This window comes from Pedobacter sp. GR22-10 (assembly GCF_026239715.1).
Classification (GTDB): Bacteria; Bacteroidota; Bacteroidia; order Sphingobacteriales; family Sphingobacteriaceae; genus Pedobacter.
Genome location: NZ_JAPIVR010000002.1, coordinates 210,620 through 230,744 on the forward strand (window position 1 = coordinate 210,620; position 20,125 = coordinate 230,744).

The 20,125-nt window shown below is 39.5% G+C and carries 14 protein-coding genes; 2 read left to right on the forward strand and 12 right to left on the reverse strand.

Going from position 1 to position 20,125, the window contains the following annotated elements; genetic code table 11:
* Positions 1-11 precede the first annotated feature (11 nt).
* Together OQX64_RS08390 and OQX64_RS08395 are read left to right on the forward strand one after the other, a co-directional pair.
* The gene (locus OQX64_RS08390; RefSeq protein WP_265818424.1) at positions 12-1,970 is read left to right on the forward strand and encodes a glycoside hydrolase family 32 protein; all 1,959 of its coding nucleotides are present in this window, start codon (positions 12-14) and stop codon (positions 1,968-1,970) included.
* A gap of 37 nt (positions 1,971-2,007) precedes the next feature.
* Positions 2,008-3,525, forward strand: a complete 1,518-nt coding sequence (locus OQX64_RS08395; protein WP_265818425.1) for a glycoside hydrolase family 32 protein — start codon at positions 2,008-2,010, stop codon at positions 3,523-3,525.
* Positions 3,526-3,772: 247 nt separating this feature from the next.
* Here the strand turns inward: OQX64_RS08395 and OQX64_RS08400 are convergent, their stop codons facing one another.
* The 12 genes from OQX64_RS08400 to OQX64_RS08455 all read right to left on the reverse strand — a co-directional run bounded on the left by OQX64_RS08400 (position 3,773) and on the right by OQX64_RS08455 (position 19,443).
* Positions 3,773-5,173: an MFS transporter gene (locus tag OQX64_RS08400; protein WP_088302328.1), complete on the reverse strand. Its 1,401-nt coding sequence runs from the start codon at positions 5,171-5,173 to the stop codon at positions 3,773-3,775.
* Between the two features lie 385 nt (positions 5,174-5,558).
* Positions 5,559-6,734 carry a TlpA family protein disulfide reductase gene (locus tag OQX64_RS08405; RefSeq protein WP_265818426.1) on the reverse strand — a complete coding sequence of 392 codons (1,176 nt, stop codon included), beginning with the start codon at positions 6,732-6,734 and terminating at the stop codon, positions 5,559-5,561.
* A gap of 39 nt (positions 6,735-6,773) precedes the next feature.
* Positions 6,774-8,210 (reverse strand): PKD-like family lipoprotein, encoded by a 1,437-nt coding sequence (locus OQX64_RS08410; protein ID WP_265818427.1) that lies wholly within the window; start codon positions 8,208-8,210, stop codon positions 6,774-6,776.
* Between the two features lie 11 nt (positions 8,211-8,221).
* On the reverse strand, positions 8,222-8,956 hold the full coding sequence (locus OQX64_RS08415) for a DUF4843 domain-containing protein (RefSeq protein WP_265818428.1): 735 nt from the start codon (positions 8,954-8,956) through the stop codon (positions 8,222-8,224).
* 13 nt (positions 8,957-8,969) lie between these two features.
* Positions 8,970-10,403, reverse strand: coding sequence for a RagB/SusD family nutrient uptake outer membrane protein (locus OQX64_RS08420; RefSeq protein ID WP_265818429.1), 1,434 nt, complete (start codon positions 10,401-10,403; stop codon positions 8,970-8,972).
* 22 nt (positions 10,404-10,425) lie between these two features.
* Positions 10,426-13,746 carry a SusC/RagA family TonB-linked outer membrane protein gene (locus OQX64_RS08425; protein ID WP_265818430.1) on the reverse strand — a complete coding sequence of 1,107 codons (3,321 nt, stop codon included), beginning with the start codon at positions 13,744-13,746 and terminating at the stop codon, positions 10,426-10,428.
* Positions 13,747-13,957: 211 nt separating this feature from the next.
* The gene (locus OQX64_RS08430) at positions 13,958-15,151 is read right to left on the reverse strand and encodes a FecR family protein (RefSeq protein WP_265818431.1); all 1,194 of its coding nucleotides are present in this window, start codon (positions 15,149-15,151) and stop codon (positions 13,958-13,960) included.
* 94 nt (positions 15,152-15,245) lie between these two features.
* Positions 15,246-15,845, reverse strand: coding sequence for an RNA polymerase sigma factor (locus tag OQX64_RS08435; RefSeq protein ID WP_088302321.1), 600 nt, complete (start codon positions 15,843-15,845; stop codon positions 15,246-15,248).
* Positions 15,846-16,220: 375 nt separating this feature from the next.
* The gene (locus OQX64_RS08440) at positions 16,221-16,577 is read right to left on the reverse strand and encodes a response regulator (protein ID WP_088302320.1); all 357 of its coding nucleotides are present in this window, start codon (positions 16,575-16,577) and stop codon (positions 16,221-16,223) included.
* A gap of 172 nt (positions 16,578-16,749) precedes the next feature.
* Complete coding sequence (locus OQX64_RS08445; RefSeq protein ID WP_265818432.1) at positions 16,750-17,331, reverse strand: hypothetical protein; 582 nt, start codon at positions 17,329-17,331, stop codon at positions 16,750-16,752.
* A gap of 250 nt (positions 17,332-17,581) precedes the next feature.
* Complete coding sequence (locus tag OQX64_RS08450) at positions 17,582-18,181, reverse strand: hypothetical protein (protein ID WP_265818433.1); 600 nt, start codon at positions 18,179-18,181, stop codon at positions 17,582-17,584.
* A 197-nt stretch (positions 18,182-18,378) separates the two neighbouring features.
* The gene (locus OQX64_RS08455) at positions 18,379-19,443 is read right to left on the reverse strand and encodes a response regulator (RefSeq protein WP_088302317.1); all 1,065 of its coding nucleotides are present in this window, start codon (positions 19,441-19,443) and stop codon (positions 18,379-18,381) included.
* Positions 19,444-20,125: the final 682 nt, after the last annotated feature.

The window sequence follows — 20,125 nt, forward strand, 5'->3', positions numbered from 1 at the left end:
TCCTCAAGGTGATGAGCAATAAATCTGGCTATGGTTTTGATTTTCGGTATGTACTCGGACTGTTTTTATTGTTGAGCGGCTATGTAAATGGCCAGGAAATCGATAGAAAAGCACAGGAATATCGACCTATGTATCATTTCAGCCCGGCAAAGGGATGGATGGGCGACCCGGATGGACTTGTTCATTACAATAATACCTACCATCTTTTTTGGTGGGGCCATGCGGTTTCGAAGGATCTGGTTCACTGGCAGGAAATGCCCAGACCTATGAAAGAAGGAATGGGATTTTCTTACTTCAGCGGATCGGTGGTTGTAGACAAAATGAACACCGGAGGATTTGGAAAGAATAGCATGATCGCTTTTTACACCAAACACCTTCCCGGTGATTCGCTTCCTGAAACACAAGCCATTTCCATCAGTAATAATGAGGGGAAAAGTTTTGACTATTACCAAAAGAATCCGGTTCTGGATATCAATAAAGTCTTTTTCAGGGATCCCCAGGTGTTCTGGTATGAACAGGACAAAAGCTGGAAAATGGTTGTTTCCAGGCCTGACGTTCAGCAGGTTCATATTTATCAGTCATCAGACCTCAAAAACTGGGCATTTTGCAACAGCTTTGAAGGCCTGGGGGCAAAAAATTCATTTTGGGAATGTCCTGATCTTTTCGAACTTCCGATTGAAGGATCTAATGAGAAGAAATGGGTGCTCATTATTGGAAGAGGTCCGAACCGGGTACAGTATTTTGTGGGCGATTTTAATGGGAAGACTTTTGTAACGGATAAAAAAATTGCAGAATACCTTAGTGTTGGACAAGGTATTAAAGGGTCTGTTTTTGAGGATTTTGAAGGTAAAAATTCAAAATGGCCGAAGTTTCCGGAAGAGCATGAAAACAAAGTATCTGGTGTGACTGATTATCTAGGTAAGCATTACCTGAGTACCGCAAATGCTTCTGCAACAGTTTTTCGGTCAAAATCTCAGCCTTTCACCATAAGCGCTAAAGCCATTAATTTTTTGCTGATGGGCGGAAATCACCAGGATAGTACCTGTGTAAATCTTTTGGTGGATGGTCAGGCGGTAAGGACTACCAGCGGCGATAACACCAAGGTGTTTAAGTGGAATGGCTGGGACGTACGTCCTTGGATAGGCAAGAAAGCACAACTGGAGCTTGTAGATTTGAGTAGAGATGCGACTAACGGCTTCATTGCTATTGATCATGTTACGTTTTCTGATCAGTTAAGCAATCAACACCTTGAACACGCCTTGTGGCTGGATTATGGACCTGATTATTATGCGACCAGAACCTGGAGGGATTATGATAAAAGTAGCGCCCCAGCCGACACCGTTCATGCCATCGGCTGGATGGGAAACTGGGACTATGCACGCAAGGCGCCATCCAAATGGGGAAAGGGATTTCAATCTATTCCCAGGATGATGACTTTGAGAGAGATGCCATCCGGATGGAGGGTTTTTCAGCAGCCGATACCGCAGCTCGCCCAACTTCGTGACAGTGGTATTCGTCAACAGTTACAGCTAAAAGGTGTTCAATCTATAAAAAACTTTAAGCCCGACGTAAATTCTTATGAACTCGATGCCACATTTACCCCCGGAACCGCTAAGGCTTTTGGATTGAACCTATTCGTTGGTGAAGGCAGAAAATTAGCACTCAGGTACGATCCGCAGCTTGGTGAACTTACCTTAGACCGGCGCAACTGTACCAACTTCAATACAGATACCGCTTTTACAAAATCGTTTGCAAAAAAGTATGCTGTACCCTTAGCTTTGGATAAAGGCAGCCTTCGTTTACATATCTTTGTCGATCGTTCTTCGATTGAAATATTTGCGAATGACGGAGAAAAAGTGGTAAGTGCCACAACTTTTGCTGCTGACGCTCAAACCGGTCTGGAGACTTTTTCCGAGGGTGGAAATACAACATTAAATATCCAGGCATGGAAACTCAAAAGCATATGGTAAGCAATAATCATTTTAATTATATTTTAAACTTATAAAAATGGCAATAAAAAGAAATTTATACTTTGGTTTACTCGTTGCATCTTTTTTTTATGGATGTACGTCAACGAGAATGGTGCATCAAAAAAGCGCAGATATGGAACCCTATCGCCCGAAATACCACTTTACACCTAAAGCCCATTGGATGAATGATCCAAATGGAATGGTCTATTTGAATGGAAAATACCATTTATTTTTTCAGTATAATCCCGATTCTACCATTTGGGGCCCTATGCACTGGGCCCATGCAATAAGCAAGAATATGATTCATTGGGAAGAGCAGCCCATCGCCTTGTATCCGGATAGCCTTGGAACCATATTCTCTGGAAGTGCGGTCATCGATAAAGATAATACGGCGGGTTTTGGAAAAAACGCCATGGTAGCGATATTTACGCACCACAACAAGAAAATTGAAGATCAGAAGACAGGACTTCACCAATATCAAAGTCTTGCTTATAGTCTTGATGAAGGTAAAACCTGGACGAAGTACGCTGGAAATCCTGTTCTTCCTAATCCGGGTATCTGGGATTTTAGGGATCCAAAGGTAATGTGGCATGCGGCTACCGGAAAATGGATCATGACCTTGGCCACCAAAGACCGGATCACATTTTATTCTTCTCCTGATTTAAAGAAGTGGAGCAAGGAAAGCGAGTTTGGCGAAAAGCTTGGTGCCCATGGTGGTGTGTGGGAATGTCCTGACTTATTCCCACTCGAACTTGATGGTAAAACACATTGGGTACTCCTGGTGAGCATCAACCCGGGCGGGCCAAATGGTGGTTCAGCCACGCAGTATTTTACGGGTGATTTTGACGGAAAAACTTTTAAACCTGATGCTGAAAAGCAAAAATGGATGGACTATGGTACGGACAATTATGCGGGTGTCACGTTCTCCAATACAGGGGCAAGAAAAGTGCTGATGGGATGGATGAACAATTGGAATTACGCCAATGTGGTACCGACTACGGCCTGGCGTGGCGCTACCACCCTACCCCGCGATTTGACCCTTAAAAAAGTTAATGAAGAGGTATATCTTGCTTCAAATCCTGTTACTGAATTGTCGAAACTGGAAAAGGTGGTATTTGAACGCAGAGGATTGACTGGAATTCATTCATTAGATCTTTCTGCGGGATTAATTGAAGGAAAAGGCACCAGGATTGAGCTGCAGGTTAATAGTCCGGGCGACTTCAGCATTGAACTTGGAGACGGAAAAAACCAAAGGCTTATTATTGGTTTCGAACAGAAAAAAGGTTATTTTATCGACCGCAGTAATGCAGGTAATGGTGCATTTGAAAAAAGTTTTGCTGGAAAACATTTTTCACCGCGGATTTCAGCTGCAGATCATAAAAAAATAATCGTCTTTATTGACGCCGCATCTGTAGAACTATTTGCAGATGATGGACTTACGGCGATGACTGAAGTATTTTTTCCAATCCAGAAAAACAGCTCAATGGAAATAAAAAGTCCACAGAAAATTGATGTTCCAGTGGTAAAAGTATCTACAATTGAACACGCTAATTAAGCCCTGTGCTACGAAAAAAGCTTTAATATGATTATTAATTTTTATTAAGACTCGTCACATTGAGCCTGTCGAAGAACCTTTTCACAAACCCTTCGACAGGTTAGCATTGATAGGCTCCAAAAAAGTCGTCATTGCGAGGAGAAACGACGAAGCAATCTATCATGCTGGCAATCCTTACTGTAAAGATTGCTAGCATAAAATGAACGCTTAAAAGCCAAAACTTAAACAAATCCAGGCCATTGTCGGCTTATTTTAAATTCTCACCGTCTTTAAAATGCAGTCTTCGAAAGATAAAACCAGATAAAATTGTCAAAATGCCTACTACCAGGAAAGTATACCTGAACGCATAATGGATGTCATCATGTATCAGTTTTACATCCCCCCTGAATGCCTTCAGCACGATCAGTCCAAAGGCAACACCAAATCCAATAGCCAGCTGCTGATTCACTGAAATCAAAGAATTGCCACTGCTGGTATGATATTCACGCAAATCTGCAATCGAAATGGTGTTCATCGCGGTGAACTGTATGGAGTTGAAAAATCCCAATACGGCAATAATGGGTACATAATAATAGATGGACGCTCCAGTTGCAGGTATAGCCATAAAGCAGATCAAAACACCAATGATAAAGGTATTCGCCATCAATGTGGTTCTGTAACCAAATTTATTCAGAATTTTTATTACTGTTGATTTTGCAATAATTGCCGTTAATGCCATTGGAGCCACAATCCAGCCAGAGATTACAGCAGACTGGCCATAGGCAATCTGGATCATCATGGGCAATAGAAGCGGTATAGAACTGATGCCCAGCCTGGTCGCCAGATTGCCCAGTATCCCTACCCTGAATGTTCTAACCTTAAACAGGTTGATAGGGAAAATAGGATTGTTATCTGTTGTAGCATGCCGATAGTAGAAATACAACATCACCATACCAAATAACAGAATGGCAAGGGCGGGTGTAATATAATGTGCGTTTCCAAATAATTCAAGAGAGATGGAAAGCAATAACGAAGCTGCGGCAAAAATCAGAAAGCCCCTTAAATCAAAATCAATTACAGGGGAGCGATAGTCTGGCATATACCGTAAGCTCAGAAAAATGCCCGCCAGGCCCATGGGAATGTTGATCAGAAAAATCCAGTGCCAGGAGAGATAATCTACCATGTAACCCCCAACCAGGGGGCCCAATACCGGCCCGATGAGGGCAGGGATGATAGCGAAATTGATAGCTTTCAATAAATCTTTTTTTGGAAAGGTCTTTACCAAAGCCAGTTTTCCAACCGGCGTCATCAGACTTCCACCTACCCCCTGTATCATTCTGGAAATGACCAATTGTGTCAGACTGCCGGAGAGCGAGCAAAAAAGCGATCCCACACTAAAGAGTGTGAGGGCAAAAATAAATATCTTTTTGGTACCGAATTTATCTGAAAGAAAACCACTAACCGGCATAAAAACAGCCAGCGTAAGTACATAACCAATGATTGCGTTTTGCATATTGAGCGGAGATTCATTCAGATCTTTCGCAATGGACGGAAGAGAGGTATTCAGGATTGTTGAATCAAGCATCTGCATAAAAATTGCAGTGGCCAATATCATGGGCAAGACCTTTTTGGTAGTTTCTATTTCTTTAATAGATAAATTTTGAATCATAGTTAACTTTTTATCCGGCTAAGCCACTTCTCTCCTTAATTGAGTACGCTTTTGATCAAGCTTCCCGCTAATCGCTTTATGGCAAAATAAACACAAAAATATCTGTCATGAAAGTAACAGCAATAAAATGACAGTTAAGGGAAATTCATGGCAAAACATAAGTATGCTAACTTTAGGAATTGGCCGAAATATGGTTATCTAAGATAATTTATCCAAAAATGGCAAAAAAATCTCTTAAGGATGTTGTTTTGCATTAAAGTAAATCATCCACCTGGATAAAGATAAATACATACTTACATTTAATTCATAAAGAAAAACCCTCATATACCATTTGGCATATGAGGGTTTAATAAAGTATGGTTCAGCCATATTGGGCTGCCTAACTTTACCTCGACATCTCTATCATGGTTGAAAGTTGTCTGACGGCAACCTCATTTGGCCAAAGCAATCCCAGTTCCTTAAAGCGTATTTTACCATTGCCATCAATAATAAACTTTGCGGGGATTCCTGATACGTCAAATGACGATACTGCAGGATTCTTTTTTGTAACGGGATCTTTAGTATCCATATACAAAGGCAAATCCAGGTTATGGGTCAATAAATAGTTTACCGCATCATATTTTGGGTCTGGAACCGTTTCCCAGGTGTGTATAAACAAAAACTTTACTGTTGGGTCGTTTTTATATTTATTAACCATCATTTGCATCGCCGGAAGTGATTTTTTACAAGGTCCGCACCAGGTTGCCCAAAAATCAAGCACAATGGTCTTTCCCTTAAAGTCTGATAAGGATACTTCTTTACCATTTATATCTTTGACTTTAAATTCAGGTGCCTGCTCTCCTATCATTTTGGCTGCTATTTCTGCCTTATATTTGTCGTCAAACTGCTTGGTTAAAGCAGCCAGGTAAACATTTGAATCTTTTCCCGGATGAATGTTCTCATAAGCATTTTTCAGTTCATTTTTATAATCATCATTAGCCAAGCCTGACAAAACCGCTTTTTCCAGCTCCGGAAGTGCTTCCTGGTACCGGCCTGTTTTGCTCATCAAATAATAATATTGTGTGGTCAAGCCTGCACTTTTCCTGGTCGCCTGCTCATAGCACTCCTTAATGGCGGCAAAAGCTTTGGCGTGATTGCCCATTTTATCCATTACCTGACTATACAGCTGTAATAGGTACAACCGCTCCTCTTTCGCATTTTTTGGGTTATTCAATTCTTGTCCAAGCAATGTTTCAGCAGCTTTCAGATCGTAGGCCATTATCCCTGTTGCAACGTTTTCCACATACATGATCCGTGCGGTTTGTTGAATCTGGTTGAAATAATGTAAAGCCTTCGCTGAGTTTTTTGCAATTACAAAGTTATCAACCAATATAGCCCTGGATGGGTCAAAATTATCTTTCGGATGGGCTTTGACCAGGCGATTAAGAATGGCCTCTTTTTTTGAAAGATCGATGAAGATCTTCAAAGAATCAAGACTTGCCTTATAAGCCGGTTGCGCCTGCTGGGTAAATGCAGACTTTCCTATAGCCAGGATTGCAAGGAGCAGGACTATTTTTTTCATGATGTATATGTTAAATAATTATTTAAAATTTAATTGTGTCTACAGGTTCTGTCTGGCAGGTGCTATTTGTATAATTTCACCAAAGCCTGTAAATTTCTTAGCAAAAGTAGCATTGGTAAATTCGCCCTGGCCATTGATGCTGAAGTAATACACTTCACCAGCCGTACCATTGTTCACGCCAATCACCAATTGTTTACTGGTACTACGCAACATTTCAATGTCTTTAATTGCATAGCCTGCCGGGAAAGTGTAAATCAGACGTGCGGCGTTTGCAAGCATGTCGTACAAATAAACCCTATTGCCAACCGTGTAATAGAGTTGTTTTAAAATAGATGAGGTTGCAAAGTTCGTTGCACTACCTATTTCCGGACTGTTCATCATTTTTTGATTAACTCCAGGGAAACTATTATCAGAGTCACCAGTCAGGGACATCAGGTAACGGCCGTTATTATCTTCCATGATGTAATACCACTCAATTCCTTCCTGAGATAAGGTTGTTACCCCACGATCATAGGCTATCATTTTCTTACCCACATTTGCCATATCGAAAGGCCTAGATGGTGTTGCACGAGACGGTTGTAGAACTCTTGACAATATGCCCATCTCCATAAAACTCATTGTTGTATTATCATAAAAATAGGTGGTGTTAAAATTGCCGGGGAAAACGCCCGGGAATAAATCATAATTACCGGGAATGCGTTGTGATAAAGGCTTCAGATTCTCCGCGTTTGTTCCTGAAACGCCAACATATAAATTACCATCTGCGACAACATACTGCTCAAATTTTGAGGTATTCATTATAAATGCCGGTGCTGCCTTAAATGGAAGTGGTGTTGCCAATCCCGGAAGTATCGAACTTCTATCACCAAGTTCCAACCAGTCATTCATGTTAAAGCGATACACATTTTGGTCAGTGAAATAATAAAAGAAGCTACCTTTTGCAAAATTATATAAGGCTAATGGTTTCCCCGCATAGGTTTTATTATTGGCTACTTCCATTGGGTTATCAAAAATCACATCATCCGTACGAATCAAAGAAGCTTTGCCTTTTCCATCCTTACTGTTAAGAACATACCAGCCGTCCGGATAGGCGCCGTTGACAGTGATGGTATATTGCTTTAGGGTATAAATACCATTTCTATTGCTCCTCACTTTGTATATTACCGGATAAAGGCCAGGGCTTAATGTTACTTTGATGCGGAGATTTTTTGTTGTAGCAATTGTTGTTGTATCTGTTGCTGTATTAAGTTTCCAGCTATAGGTAAATGAATCACCTTCGGGCATTGTTTGCGACAAAGTTGGCGTGATGATTAATGAATCCAGTTGAGAAACCGTAAAAGCTATCGTTGCATCAGTTATTTTAATGTCGTTGATTTGATCATATTTAAACGATTGATTGTCTTTTTTACAGGCAGCAAATGCCAGCATAATGACAATAAAAACTGGACTGAGCTTTAAAAAGTATTTTAAATGCATAATATTTTAAATTAAGGGAACGATATTTTCTGACCGTTCTCATCTAACAATGGACCATTTGCAGCCTCATAAGCGGCCAGTGCATTCCTTAGTGTAACCGGAAAATTCAATAAACCATCAGAACCAATTTTATCGTAATTAAAATCAGTAATACCTAATGTTTTCACCATGAACTTGTATTTTACGGCACTGAATTCCCCGAAATCCTGAAGGAGGTAGATCCAATAAGCTGGTTCGATGTACTGGCTGGTTACATCTACCTTCAGGTATCTGAAGTTTTCCTCCGGCTGGGTAGTGTTGGTCCTTGGAGTCTGGCCCAAAGTACCCAAAATAAAGTCTTTAGTTTCTGCTGGCTCCAATACAATTCTGTACACATTTTTGGCCATTCCAGCAGAATTGAGTAATATCAGGGGATAATTAAATTTCGATGCGCCTGCCGGAACGGTGAATTCTTTCAGCTCAAAGTCTACTCCCGCGGTAGCGGTTGTTCCCTGAGCCGTTTTCAACATTACCGTACGTGGCTGATCGGTTAGCTTCCCGGTAATGCGCATGGGTATAAAGAGGGTATCCCTCTGTTTTTGAGTTGCCTGTAAGGCAAAAGAGTAATTTCTAACAGCTGTGGTATGTAAAAGTTCGAAAGTGTAGGCAAAGAAACTCACGCCATCCTTTCCCTGATAGGTCTCAACGGTTTCTTTCTTGCATGAAAAAAGACAGACCACTATCATTATATATAATAAATATTTCATAATACGCGTTTGATTAGTTTCCATAATTCGGATTAAATTGAAGTTCTCTATCTGGAATAGGTAGTTTGTAGTCCGCCGGTGTCATATTGATGTTGCGAAACTGCATTCTCGTTGCCTTAATACGTTTATAGTAGAAAAACAACTGTCCTTCTGCATAAAATTCTTTCTGGTATTCCTTAGTGATTGCAGCGGTAAGATCTGTAGCTGTAATGGTTGTTGCCAGGTTAGAGATGCCCCTGTTTTGACGCACTGTATTTAAATAGCTCACACCTGCAGCCGGTGTTTCCGCTGTTTCAGCGAGGATATAATACATTTCTGCAAGGCGTATGCCTGGAACATACTGATCCAATAAGTTGTCACTAATTGTAGTGGTAGCGTCGGAAGCTTGCCAGAATTTAGAAGGGAATAAATTTCCGCCATCCTGTTCGATACGGTAAACGTACCTGATGTCTGAACCGCCGCCGGATGAAGTTTCATACAGCGTAGCAAAGTTAGCAGGGCTACGCGTAAGACTTTGATCTAAACTACCTCTAAACCGGAAATAGCGTTGTACAGTAGGCAATATATCCCTAACCCGAATCATAAATACCTGTTCATTGAAATATAGTCGGTCTCGTACGGTTAAACCTGAACTAATGGCACCGGCCGCAGCCTGGGTTACGAATGCATATTTACCTGAACTGATTACTACATTTGCTGCTGCAGCAGCACCTGATTTATCACCACTGTATAGTCTTATTCTGGCTTCCAGTGCTTTTACGCCGTAATAATTCAGCTTATTTCGTCTGCTTCTTAAATCGCTGGTCACGATCGGGTCGACCGGTTGTAATAAATCTGCTGCTTCTTTCAAGTCGGCTAATGCAAATTTAACCACATCAGCAGTTGTAGAAGGAATAATTGCATTTTCGTTTACATCTTTTTTATAAGGGATGGCCTTCAGGTTTGCACCTGCCGTGTACTCCGGACCGAACATACGCAATAAATCAAAATGTAAAAACGCCCTTAAGGCCAAGGCTTCGCCGCGCAGTTGTGCATATGAATTATTGCTGAGTACAGAACGATTTACTGCTGTATTTGCAATGATTTTATTTGCTGCCGCAATTGCACTGTAACTGGACGACCAGATGGAATCGGTATAGTTTATTACTTCCGTTGAAGCGTAGTTAAGGAGTTGTGTTTGTTGCAGCGAAATGGCTGCACTGGTATTGAGTGTTGAATAATTTTGTGCCAGGGCAGAAACGAAGCCCATAGACAGGTTATCTCCGTAAAGATTAGTTCCGGCCAGTTTTCCGTAAACACCCGACAAAGCCTGTTGAAAGCCAACTTCTGAAGTATACAGCTGTTCTTCAGCCAGACTTGTTTTGGGGGTTACATCCAAAAATTTCTTACAACCGGAAAACACCGCAACTATTGCCAGGATTCCTATAATTAATGTTGTTCTTTTCATTGGGATATGAATATGTTTTGAATTAAAATCTTGCACTTAAACCAAATGTATATTCTCTGGCAAAAGGGTTATCTGTACCACGTTCGATTTCAATAGAGCTAAAGGTGCCCAGATTATTCGTTGTGGCACTAACGCTAAGGTTCTGCAAGCCTAATTTTTTTACAAACTGGGTTTTGAACTGATAACTCAAATTAATTGAGCTTAGCTGAATGTTATTATCGCGTTGAACAAAGCGTGAGGTAAGCTTTGTTGGTGTCGGGAAGGTTGTAATTCTGCGGTAAGGGCTCAAACTTCCGGGTCCGGTCCAGCCCAGGTCGTAGGCTCTGCGGTCTACGTTGTTACGTGCATCTACAGCCTCCACCCTATTTAATAACGTACTGTTATACAGGTCAGCACCATAATTATAATTGAAGCTAAAATTTAAGGCAAAACCTGCATACAGGAAGTTTGAATTGATGGCACCTGTCCATTTAGGACGTGTATCGCCAACATAGGTTTTATCATTAACGTCCCATACAAAGGTTGGGGTACCATCTGCTTTCAGGTAAACTTCCTGACCGGTAACCGGATCAATACCCAGTGACCTCACCGCATAAATGGCTGTGGTTGATTGTCCTTCAATAAATTGTACATTTTCGGTTGTTTGATCAGCGTTATTCTTATTTAATGCGGCGTTAAGGGCTTTAAGCTTACCTGAAAGTTCTTTTAATACCGATTTGTTAGTGGCTGCGTTCACTGAAACATTCCATTTTAAACCTTTACGAGGGTTAGATAATATGGTATAACCGAGGTCGACTTGCATTCCCCTGTTCTGAATCTTACCTAAATTTTCGGTGTACGAAGGGAAACCGGTACTGGGTGCCAGCGAAACTGTGGTCAGCGCATTCTGCGTGACTTCATTATAAAATTCTGCATTGAAAGTTAAACGGTTATCCAGAAATGCGGAAGCAATACCAATATTCGATTTCAGTACCTGCTGCCAGCTCAGGTTCGGGTTGCCCAATGCGCCGGGAAAAGCCCCTACTTCACCGAAATAACCTGTGGACGTACCCAGGTTATATCTGAATTGTGCAGCATAAGGATCCTGTACAGATGTACCTGTAGAACCGTAACTACCGCGAATCCTCAAAAGGTTAATTGTTTTGCTATCCTTCAGGAATTTTTCATTGTTAATGTTCCATCCTAAACCTGCAGACCAGAAATTACCGAATTTATTATTTACTCCATAAGCAGAAGAACCATCTCTTGTATAGGTAAAATCGGTAAAATACCGGTTATCATAAGAGTAGTTCGCACTTCCTGTATAGGAAAGGTTGTTAATTGTACTTTCAGTTCCGGTAGGCCTGCTGTCCATATACTGTGCGGCAAAAAGGATGTTATCCAGACGATCGAAAGGGAAACCCTGCGTTGTTACGTTATATGAATTGAATTTGGTGCTGGCAAGCCTGAATCCTGCATACACGGTAACACCGTGCTTTCCAAAATTCTTGTTGTAGTTCACAGCACCTGTGCCATCCATGGTAAAAGCATCACTATTGTCTTTCGAATAGGTACCTCTTGCACTTATATCTGAAATGCCATTAAAACGGCTGTCTAAAGCGGAGTAGAAATTATCTATCGTACCGTTCACTTTGGTGATGCCCAATGCACCGGTGAACCATAGCGACTTACTATAGTCGTAACGAATGGTGGTGTTGTTCCTTAAATTAAAGTTCTTATTTCTGTTGTTAATGGTATTATAATTAATATCCATTAAGGGATTTAAGACAACAGAACTGCCTACACCGAAGCCAAGATTGATGTTCTCCAGGTACTTATTTATATTACCGTTTTCATCGTATGGTTTCCAGTATGGATTTAAAGCCAGGTACTGGCTAAATTCCCCATAAGGCGAGTCATTCGAAATAACCTGGGTAGCAATCGTATTATTCTGGAACGTTAATTTATTGGTCTTATAACTCAGCGTAAAACTTCCCGCATAATTTTTCCTGTCCTGCTCCTTCATTACGCCCTGTAAGAAATTGCCGCTGAACGTAAGGTTGAAAGTCAGCGACTGGTCGCCACCACGTAACGAAAGGTTTGTTCTGTTGTTAATGCCTGTTTGAACGGGAATAGATTTCCAGTCTGTATTTACACCGCTCACCACAGCTTTATACCGTTCGGCATTGATGGCCTGCCCAAAATAAGTGTTTAGAAAACCTACACGACGCTCAAAATCCAGTTTCTCTTCTGCATTCAGCATATGGTAAACAGAAAGATCAGGTGATGCTAAAGTGAAGTTATTGGTGATGGAAACTTCTACTTTTCCTCTCGGCGGAAGGATTGTTGTAACAACCATTACACCATTACCCCCACGTGAACCATACATGGCGGTAGCGGAGGCATCTTTTAATAAAGTTACAGATGCAATTTGATTCATATCCAGATCTGCGATGGCTTGCAACGAAACCTGAAATCCGTCAAGAATAAATAATGGCGTATTGGGGTTTCCAACCAGTTCTGAACCCAGCGTTGGGTATGAAGTCTGTCCACGCATGGTGATTTCAGGTAGCGCATTGATGTTGCCTCCAATTTTATTGTTGGGGATAATTCTGAAAGAAGGGTCAAGGGCGGAAATGCCGGCAAATATGTTTACCGGACTTACAGCCTTAAGCTCGGCTCCGGTCATGGTTTTAGCCGCTCCGGTATAGGTACTTACCTTCCTGTCTACCATACCGGTAATAACAGTCTCATTCAGTGTGAGCTGATCCTCCTCCATGTAAATGGAATAATTTGAATTAGGCGTGATGGGTACATTAACAGTCTTGTAGCCTATAAATCTGAATTCCAAAGATTCTGCGCCTGCAGAAATGCTGATGGTAAATTTTCCATTTTTATCCGTCTGGACTGCAGACTTTGTTCCCTTAATTGAGACCGTAGCACCTACAATGGGCTTGCGGTCTTTGGCATCACCTACGAAACCGGAAATCACTTCCTGTCTGGCCGGTGTACCTGCTTTGATCACCACCGTTTTGTTATGTATCGTAAAATCCAGGTTTTGTCTGGCAAAAATCTGGTTAAGTACAGCGGGTAAATCAGCATCTTTAACGTTGATGGTTACCGGAGACGAATTTTCCAACAAATTGTCTGTATAAAAAAAGTTATAACCTGTCTGCTGGTTCAATTCTTTAAAAACAGACCGGAGTGAAGCACTTGACTTGGTTAGCGTCACTTTTTGAGCAAAACTTGATGCACTTACCTGCATAAAGCATGCTATTAATATTACGATGGTTAAGCGCATGATTAACAATAATTTGAGGCACAGCCATTTAGGCATACCTAGTTTGCTTGATTTTTGATACATTAGTAGTCGGTTTGGTTAAGCAGCCTCTTTTGCGTTGGACCGTATAGAGGGCTGCGGTTATTAGTTTGATTTTCAATCGGATGCTCCAAACTTTTACCAGGTTCTGATGGCTAATCGGGGCCTGGTTTTGTTTAAAACATTTTAGTTAGTATAGTTTTCTTTCATGCAGTTTAGTTAGAGATTAGTATTCTGTTAATTATAAGTTTAGGTATTATTTTGATACATATACGGTTCTTCCAATGACTTTGAAACGGGCTTCTCCGGTTGATTCTACGATTTCAAGAACTTTTGACATTTTATCGAACCTGGACACTTTACCACTGAACCGCTGGTTGGTTTTTTCGCCGATATAAACGACCTCTACATTATACCAACGCTCAATCATTTTCATAATGGTTTCAATGTGTTCACTCTCCACTACAAATTCATTGTTTTTCCAGGCCACTGCAAGGTCAGGATCTGTTTCATTAACTTGTATTTTACCACTAGACAGCTTAGCTTGCTGCCCGGGTTTTAACATCCTCGAATTACCTGAAGCCGTTAACTTCACGCTTCCTTCCAGCAAGGTTGTTTTCTCCACTTCATCATCAGCATAGCTACTGATGTTAAAATGCGTTCCCAATACTTCTACTTCCTGTCTGTTCGTTTTCACAATAAATGGGTGCAGCTTATCTTTCGCTACTTCAAAATATCCCTCTCCAATGAGTTTAACTACGCGTTTTCCGTTTTCAATGAGCGCAGCACTATAGGTTAGGCTTGAAGCTGCGTTTAAATAAACAAGTGAACCATCAGGTAAACGTACCTGATAAGTCTCACCCCGGGCAGTCGATAATGTATTCAAGGCATTTGAATCAGAAACCTTTTCATCAATTTTGTACACCAGTCTACCCTCATCGGTTTTAGTAATGATAATTCCCAATTCTCGCCCTATTTCCCCCTTCGATACATTGGCTAAACTGATCTTCCGGCCATTTGCCATTGTAAGTGTAGCACCAAAGTCACCCGGACTCACATCCGGTACAGCTGATTTAACAGCAACCGGAAGCTTTGCTGGTTTGTAATTAAAAAAATAAATTCCTGAGCAAATTATCGTCAGAACAGCAGCTACGGCAGCAATTTGTAGCCAGAGCTTAAGTTTTTTGTTTTTACCTTCAGGCGCAGTTGGTGTTGCTGATTGAATCTGAACGAACAAATCACGGTCAACTTTAGCCAATACCTCAGCAATGGCAGAATCGGTTTCTTTATGTTCATCCTGAGTTTCTAAAACGTCGATGAGGATCTCTTTTAACTGTTCCCTATTTTCATCCTGATGAAAGTAATTCATCAGATGCTGTGTTTCTTCAGCACTACAGGCATTGTTCAGGTACTTTTTGAAGAGAATATGGAGTTGATCAGATGGTTTCAAGGTTAAATTTTACAGCTAATACGGAGCTCAGCAAAAAAATCCTTAGTTAGTTAATGAAAAATTAACAATTAATTTACGAAAGGAATGATTTGGTTTAAAAACCTTTCAGTAAAACACTTAAAACCAATGAAATGGTAAGTGCGGAAGAATCTTTATAATACGCCCTGAGAAATCTGTTTGCCTGCAGCATATGGCTACTGATGGTTTTAGCATTGATACCCATAATCTCCTCAACTTCTTTATAGGATTTACCTTCCAGTTTGCAAAGTGTAAATACCATTTTACGTTGAATGGGCATCATATTGATGGCCTGCTGCAGCTTTTGGGCTTCCTCTTTATTCAGCATGTCTTCTTCAATGTGAAGATATAATTCTGAACTTGAAGCGACCATTTTAGCCAGTAAACGTTTATCTTTTGCAACTTTCCGGAAATAATCATAGACCAGATTTTCTGCTATTCGAAAGAGATAGGATTTAAAAGACTTTTCAGGATCAATCTGTGCCCGCACTTCCCATATTTTAAAAAAAAGCTCCTGCAGGATCTCTTTAACCAGGTCGTCAGATTTAAGAAGTTTGAATAAATTTCCGGCGATGCGGAATTTATAACGATTGTAAAGTATTTCGAATGCACGCTGATCACCGTTCTTCAGTTGAAGCAATAAAGCCTGCTCATCAATTCGATCAACGTTAACCATCGTAAACAAATATACAGTTACTACAAGAACAAGTTAGAAATATTTTTTGAACATCTCAAAGCCCAATGGTATAAATTAGCATGGCTAATTAACATTTTTGAAATGACATCCAGACTTAAGCTTCATTTTATTAAATTTTCATTAAAAATACATATAAAAAGGATAAAAAACAGACAAATACGATCAAAGCTCTGCTCATTGTCACTTTAAAACTGAAAAGGCAATTCATCGCTACCTTCCAAACTAACTGAAATCATAATATTTGCATGTAGGGATCAAATTTAAAGAAACATAACTATAAATTTAACAGAGATATCTGAAATGAAACATTTTTTCACCGAGAAAAAGCTGAATATCGATAATAACCTTCGGTGATTATAATAATGTATTTATGGTGAGTAAAAGATTTTGCATATGATAAGGTTTCCCCAGTATGGCATCTGCCATACAGTCAATTTTGCTTATTTCATTGAAAGAAAGGCCTGTAACAAGAATTATCGGTATATGTTCAGTGAATGAATTTTGCTTCATTTCATTGCAAAGAAGCCTTCCATCTTCATTTCCTAATCGGATATCCATCAAAATCAGGTTGGGCGTAAAGTCCATCAGAGAATCTGCGATCAGAGTTGGTGAGTTGATTGATTTGACATGATAACCTTCTGACTCCAACAATAGTTCGAGTGAGTCCAGCACAGACTGATCATCATCAATAACCAAAATTTTATAAATCATTACTATCGTATATTAAGAGGTACCAAGGTATAAATTATGGATAAAGCACATCATAACAGTTCAAAATAAGCTGTATTAATCAAGCACGAAGGCTTTAAATTATTGATTTTAAATGATACAAACAGCTATTTAAATATATCTATAAATCAGGAATTTCTTTTAACATTATGGCTTATTTCCGTTCTATGAGTGCCCTGTGGCTAAATGGATCATAATAAAAGTTAAATTCGGCGCAATCACCAATATATAAGTCTGTTGAGTGACTTTCTGATACTGAATGAGGTGCTGAAGCTTGTCCTGAAACCAAACAACTTGCTACGTTTGAATCAACTCCTGTAAGCATCATAAAACCAGTAATAACACAGCTTATTCCAAAGAAGTGAAAACATAGATATCCTATTTCAAACCGACTGGTATGAAACACAACGATCCACAGCAATACACAAAGCAGCATAGTGATGAATGCTATTGGCAATATGATTACAGGACGAATTGCACTAATGTTGAAAGCTAAGATTAAAAAGGGTAAAATACCACTAAGAAATGACACAAACTGAAAAAAACTTTTTGACCTGGTTTCTTTAATCCAGTTAGCCATTATAAAGATGATACACACCAGAAGCGGAATGACTACTGCAATTATGGCTTGCTGCCAAAAAGTAAAATATCTTTGTGAAAACAACAACTCTTTTATTTCAGCAAGGCTGAATATTGCTATTCCGAACCTTTCAAAGTAATAGATTTCGCCATACATATTTAATAGCAGCAGGAAAATGATGGATAGTACAAAGTATATGGTATAACACTTAATCATCATGGTATAAAAAAAACCATTGGTGCCATGCAGATCCCATGACAATCCGGCTTATGGCAGGGAAATAAAAAGTATAGTTTATTCATTCTTAAAATACACACCATTTTTTCTCTGAGAAGAAATGAGTGAATAAAATTTAATATGTTACGAGAAGTATGTAGAAAAAACATCAGCAGGAATAAAAATTAAATTAGAGCAACTGTCCGCTGGCATATGTATTATATATTCTTTTTGGAACACGTTCAAATAAGCCCGGGTATGCTTTCATAAAGTAGTTGAGTTTTTCACCTGTTGAATCTAACTTATTTAGTAAGGTATGATGATCAAGTCCCATAATGGCATTAGGAAAAATCAGGTGAGTAAAAAGCCGGTGCAGGAGTGGAAAATCCTGAGTAGCAGATTCCAGTTGCGCCTGAGAAATAAGCAACAGTATGGTAGGTTCTATAGCTTCTAAATTTATTAATGTTGGGTTTCCATTGGCACTTTTGTAAATAAATACACCTTTATGCTCCGCCAGCCAAATATCACACCTGTGCCCCATCGGAGAAAGAATATAACCGCTTACCAATCCTTTCATGATAATAATAATATTATCTCCATTTCCCATAAGACTTGCTGCAGGTTGCTCATCCCTTTCCGAAAGTTGAATAAATTTCGAATGGCTGTAGAGATACCTTAAGCTCGCTTTATAATCGCCTTTTAAAATCGGAGCAAAGAGTTTAATAAATGCTTTTCGCTCAGAAATGGTTCTATGACCAAGGCAATTTTGATCAATATGATTTAATTTCATAAATATCTGTTTTAATTGAGCGATTATAAACCATGTCCAGGATTCCTACCTGAAAATATCTGTAAGAAAGAACGAGGTTAAATCGCTTTAAAATTCCCAATCCTCAAGCACAATAAATATAATTTCGGACAACATGTTTATTGATTTTTTTCAAAGCATACGCTTTAATCAAATTTCAAAACGACTATATCAATTAACTAAGTTTCAGATGTAACAGTTTTCGTATGCTCAAGCTTTTTCAAAACAATGGCATTCCCGTCCTTTTCAATCAGATCTTCCTTAGCAAAATCACCCAAAATCCTACTTAATGTTTCGGCTGCAATGCCAATTAAACCGGCCAGGTCGTTTCTGGTGAGGTTAACACGCTTTTTTTCGGCAGGACTCTTCCCCTCTCCCGCCAGCCTGATTATAGTTTTAGATACTCTTTGTTTAACGGTACTGTATGCCAGCTCCAGTGCCTTGATATCCTTTTTATTCGCAGTATCAGCTAATTTTTTCACGAAAAAACCCAGGGTTTCGGGATGTTCAACTACTATTTTATTAACCTCATTTAAAGGAATGGCAATTATTTCGGAATCATCAATTGCTTTCACCGTATTAAATGCAGCGGTGCCAAGGGCGAAATCCTGTATTCCAAAATAATCTCCTGCGGTGTAGAGGTCGGTAATCAGTTCATGTCCGGATGTATTGGAAATGAATGATTTTACTTTGCCGGAGAGCACATAATAGAGTCCCCCCCGTGATTCTCCTTTGTAATAAACCACCTGGTTTTTTTTAAAAAACCTGGCTGTGAGCTTCGCACGGTGAACATCTAACCAAAATAATTCTCCGGAATGAGACGGAATTTTTTGCTGAAAATGTTGTTTTAAAAAAAATTCAACCTGGAGTCGTTTTTTCCTCAGGCGTACCTCTACCTGATTCAAAAGCTCTGCATCATCAAAATCCCCCATAAGATACCCTTCTGCCCCAATTTCCATGGTTCGCCGCACGCCATTGTGATCTCCTTTTTTTAGCAACATCACAATAGGAATATTTGCGGTATCAATAAATTTATTCACCATACGAAGCACACCATAACCATCAACGCCGTACAAATCAATTCCACAAATGATCAGATCTGGTGGATGGCCTCTAACAATTTCTATGGCTGTTTTGCCATTATCTGTAGACTCAACAACATATTTGCTGATGCGGAGTATATCGGAAATCTTTGACCTTGTCTCCGAATCCTTAAGTATAATCAAGATCTTGGATCCTTCCATTCAAATCGTATTTTGCCTCACCTTAAACGCCTCCTGCTTTAACCGGAAATTAATAAGTGCTTGAATAAAACAATTTCAGCAATCCATTATTATCTGATAAACAATTCTTTTAAGGAAGACGATATCATTCCGGTACTTATGAGATATGCAATTAATATAACGCCTAAAATAAGTAGGTGGTTGCCGGCTACTGCAGCCCAGATCCACCTATAAGTTTTATACAAATTCAGAAAAGTATCTTCCAGAAGAATTTTGATAACGCTCAGGATATGCTTCATTTTATTTTCTCCATTGCAGGATACTTAAATCTCCGGAGAATTATCATATAAGGTAACTCTATATCTTTTGGATATTTCATCCTATGTATACTTAATGGTTTGGAACAGACGTTTTTATTAAAGAATTCTAGATTCTCGAATCCGGCTTTAGATCACCTTTCCCAAAGGTTGTAAAAATAAGCAAAAAAGTGATTGACTTTTGTCAATCTAATATTTGACCATGATCAATAGGTGTTTGACGAGTTTAAAATCTACCATTTATTAAAACCATAAATCATTTCTATATTTATAAGACATAGAAATGCTATCCTTGAGAATAGAAATAAATAACTTACAACAAAAACCCCAAAATTGTATTATTGAACATACAAATATATGATTTTTTGTTAACATTTAATAAGATT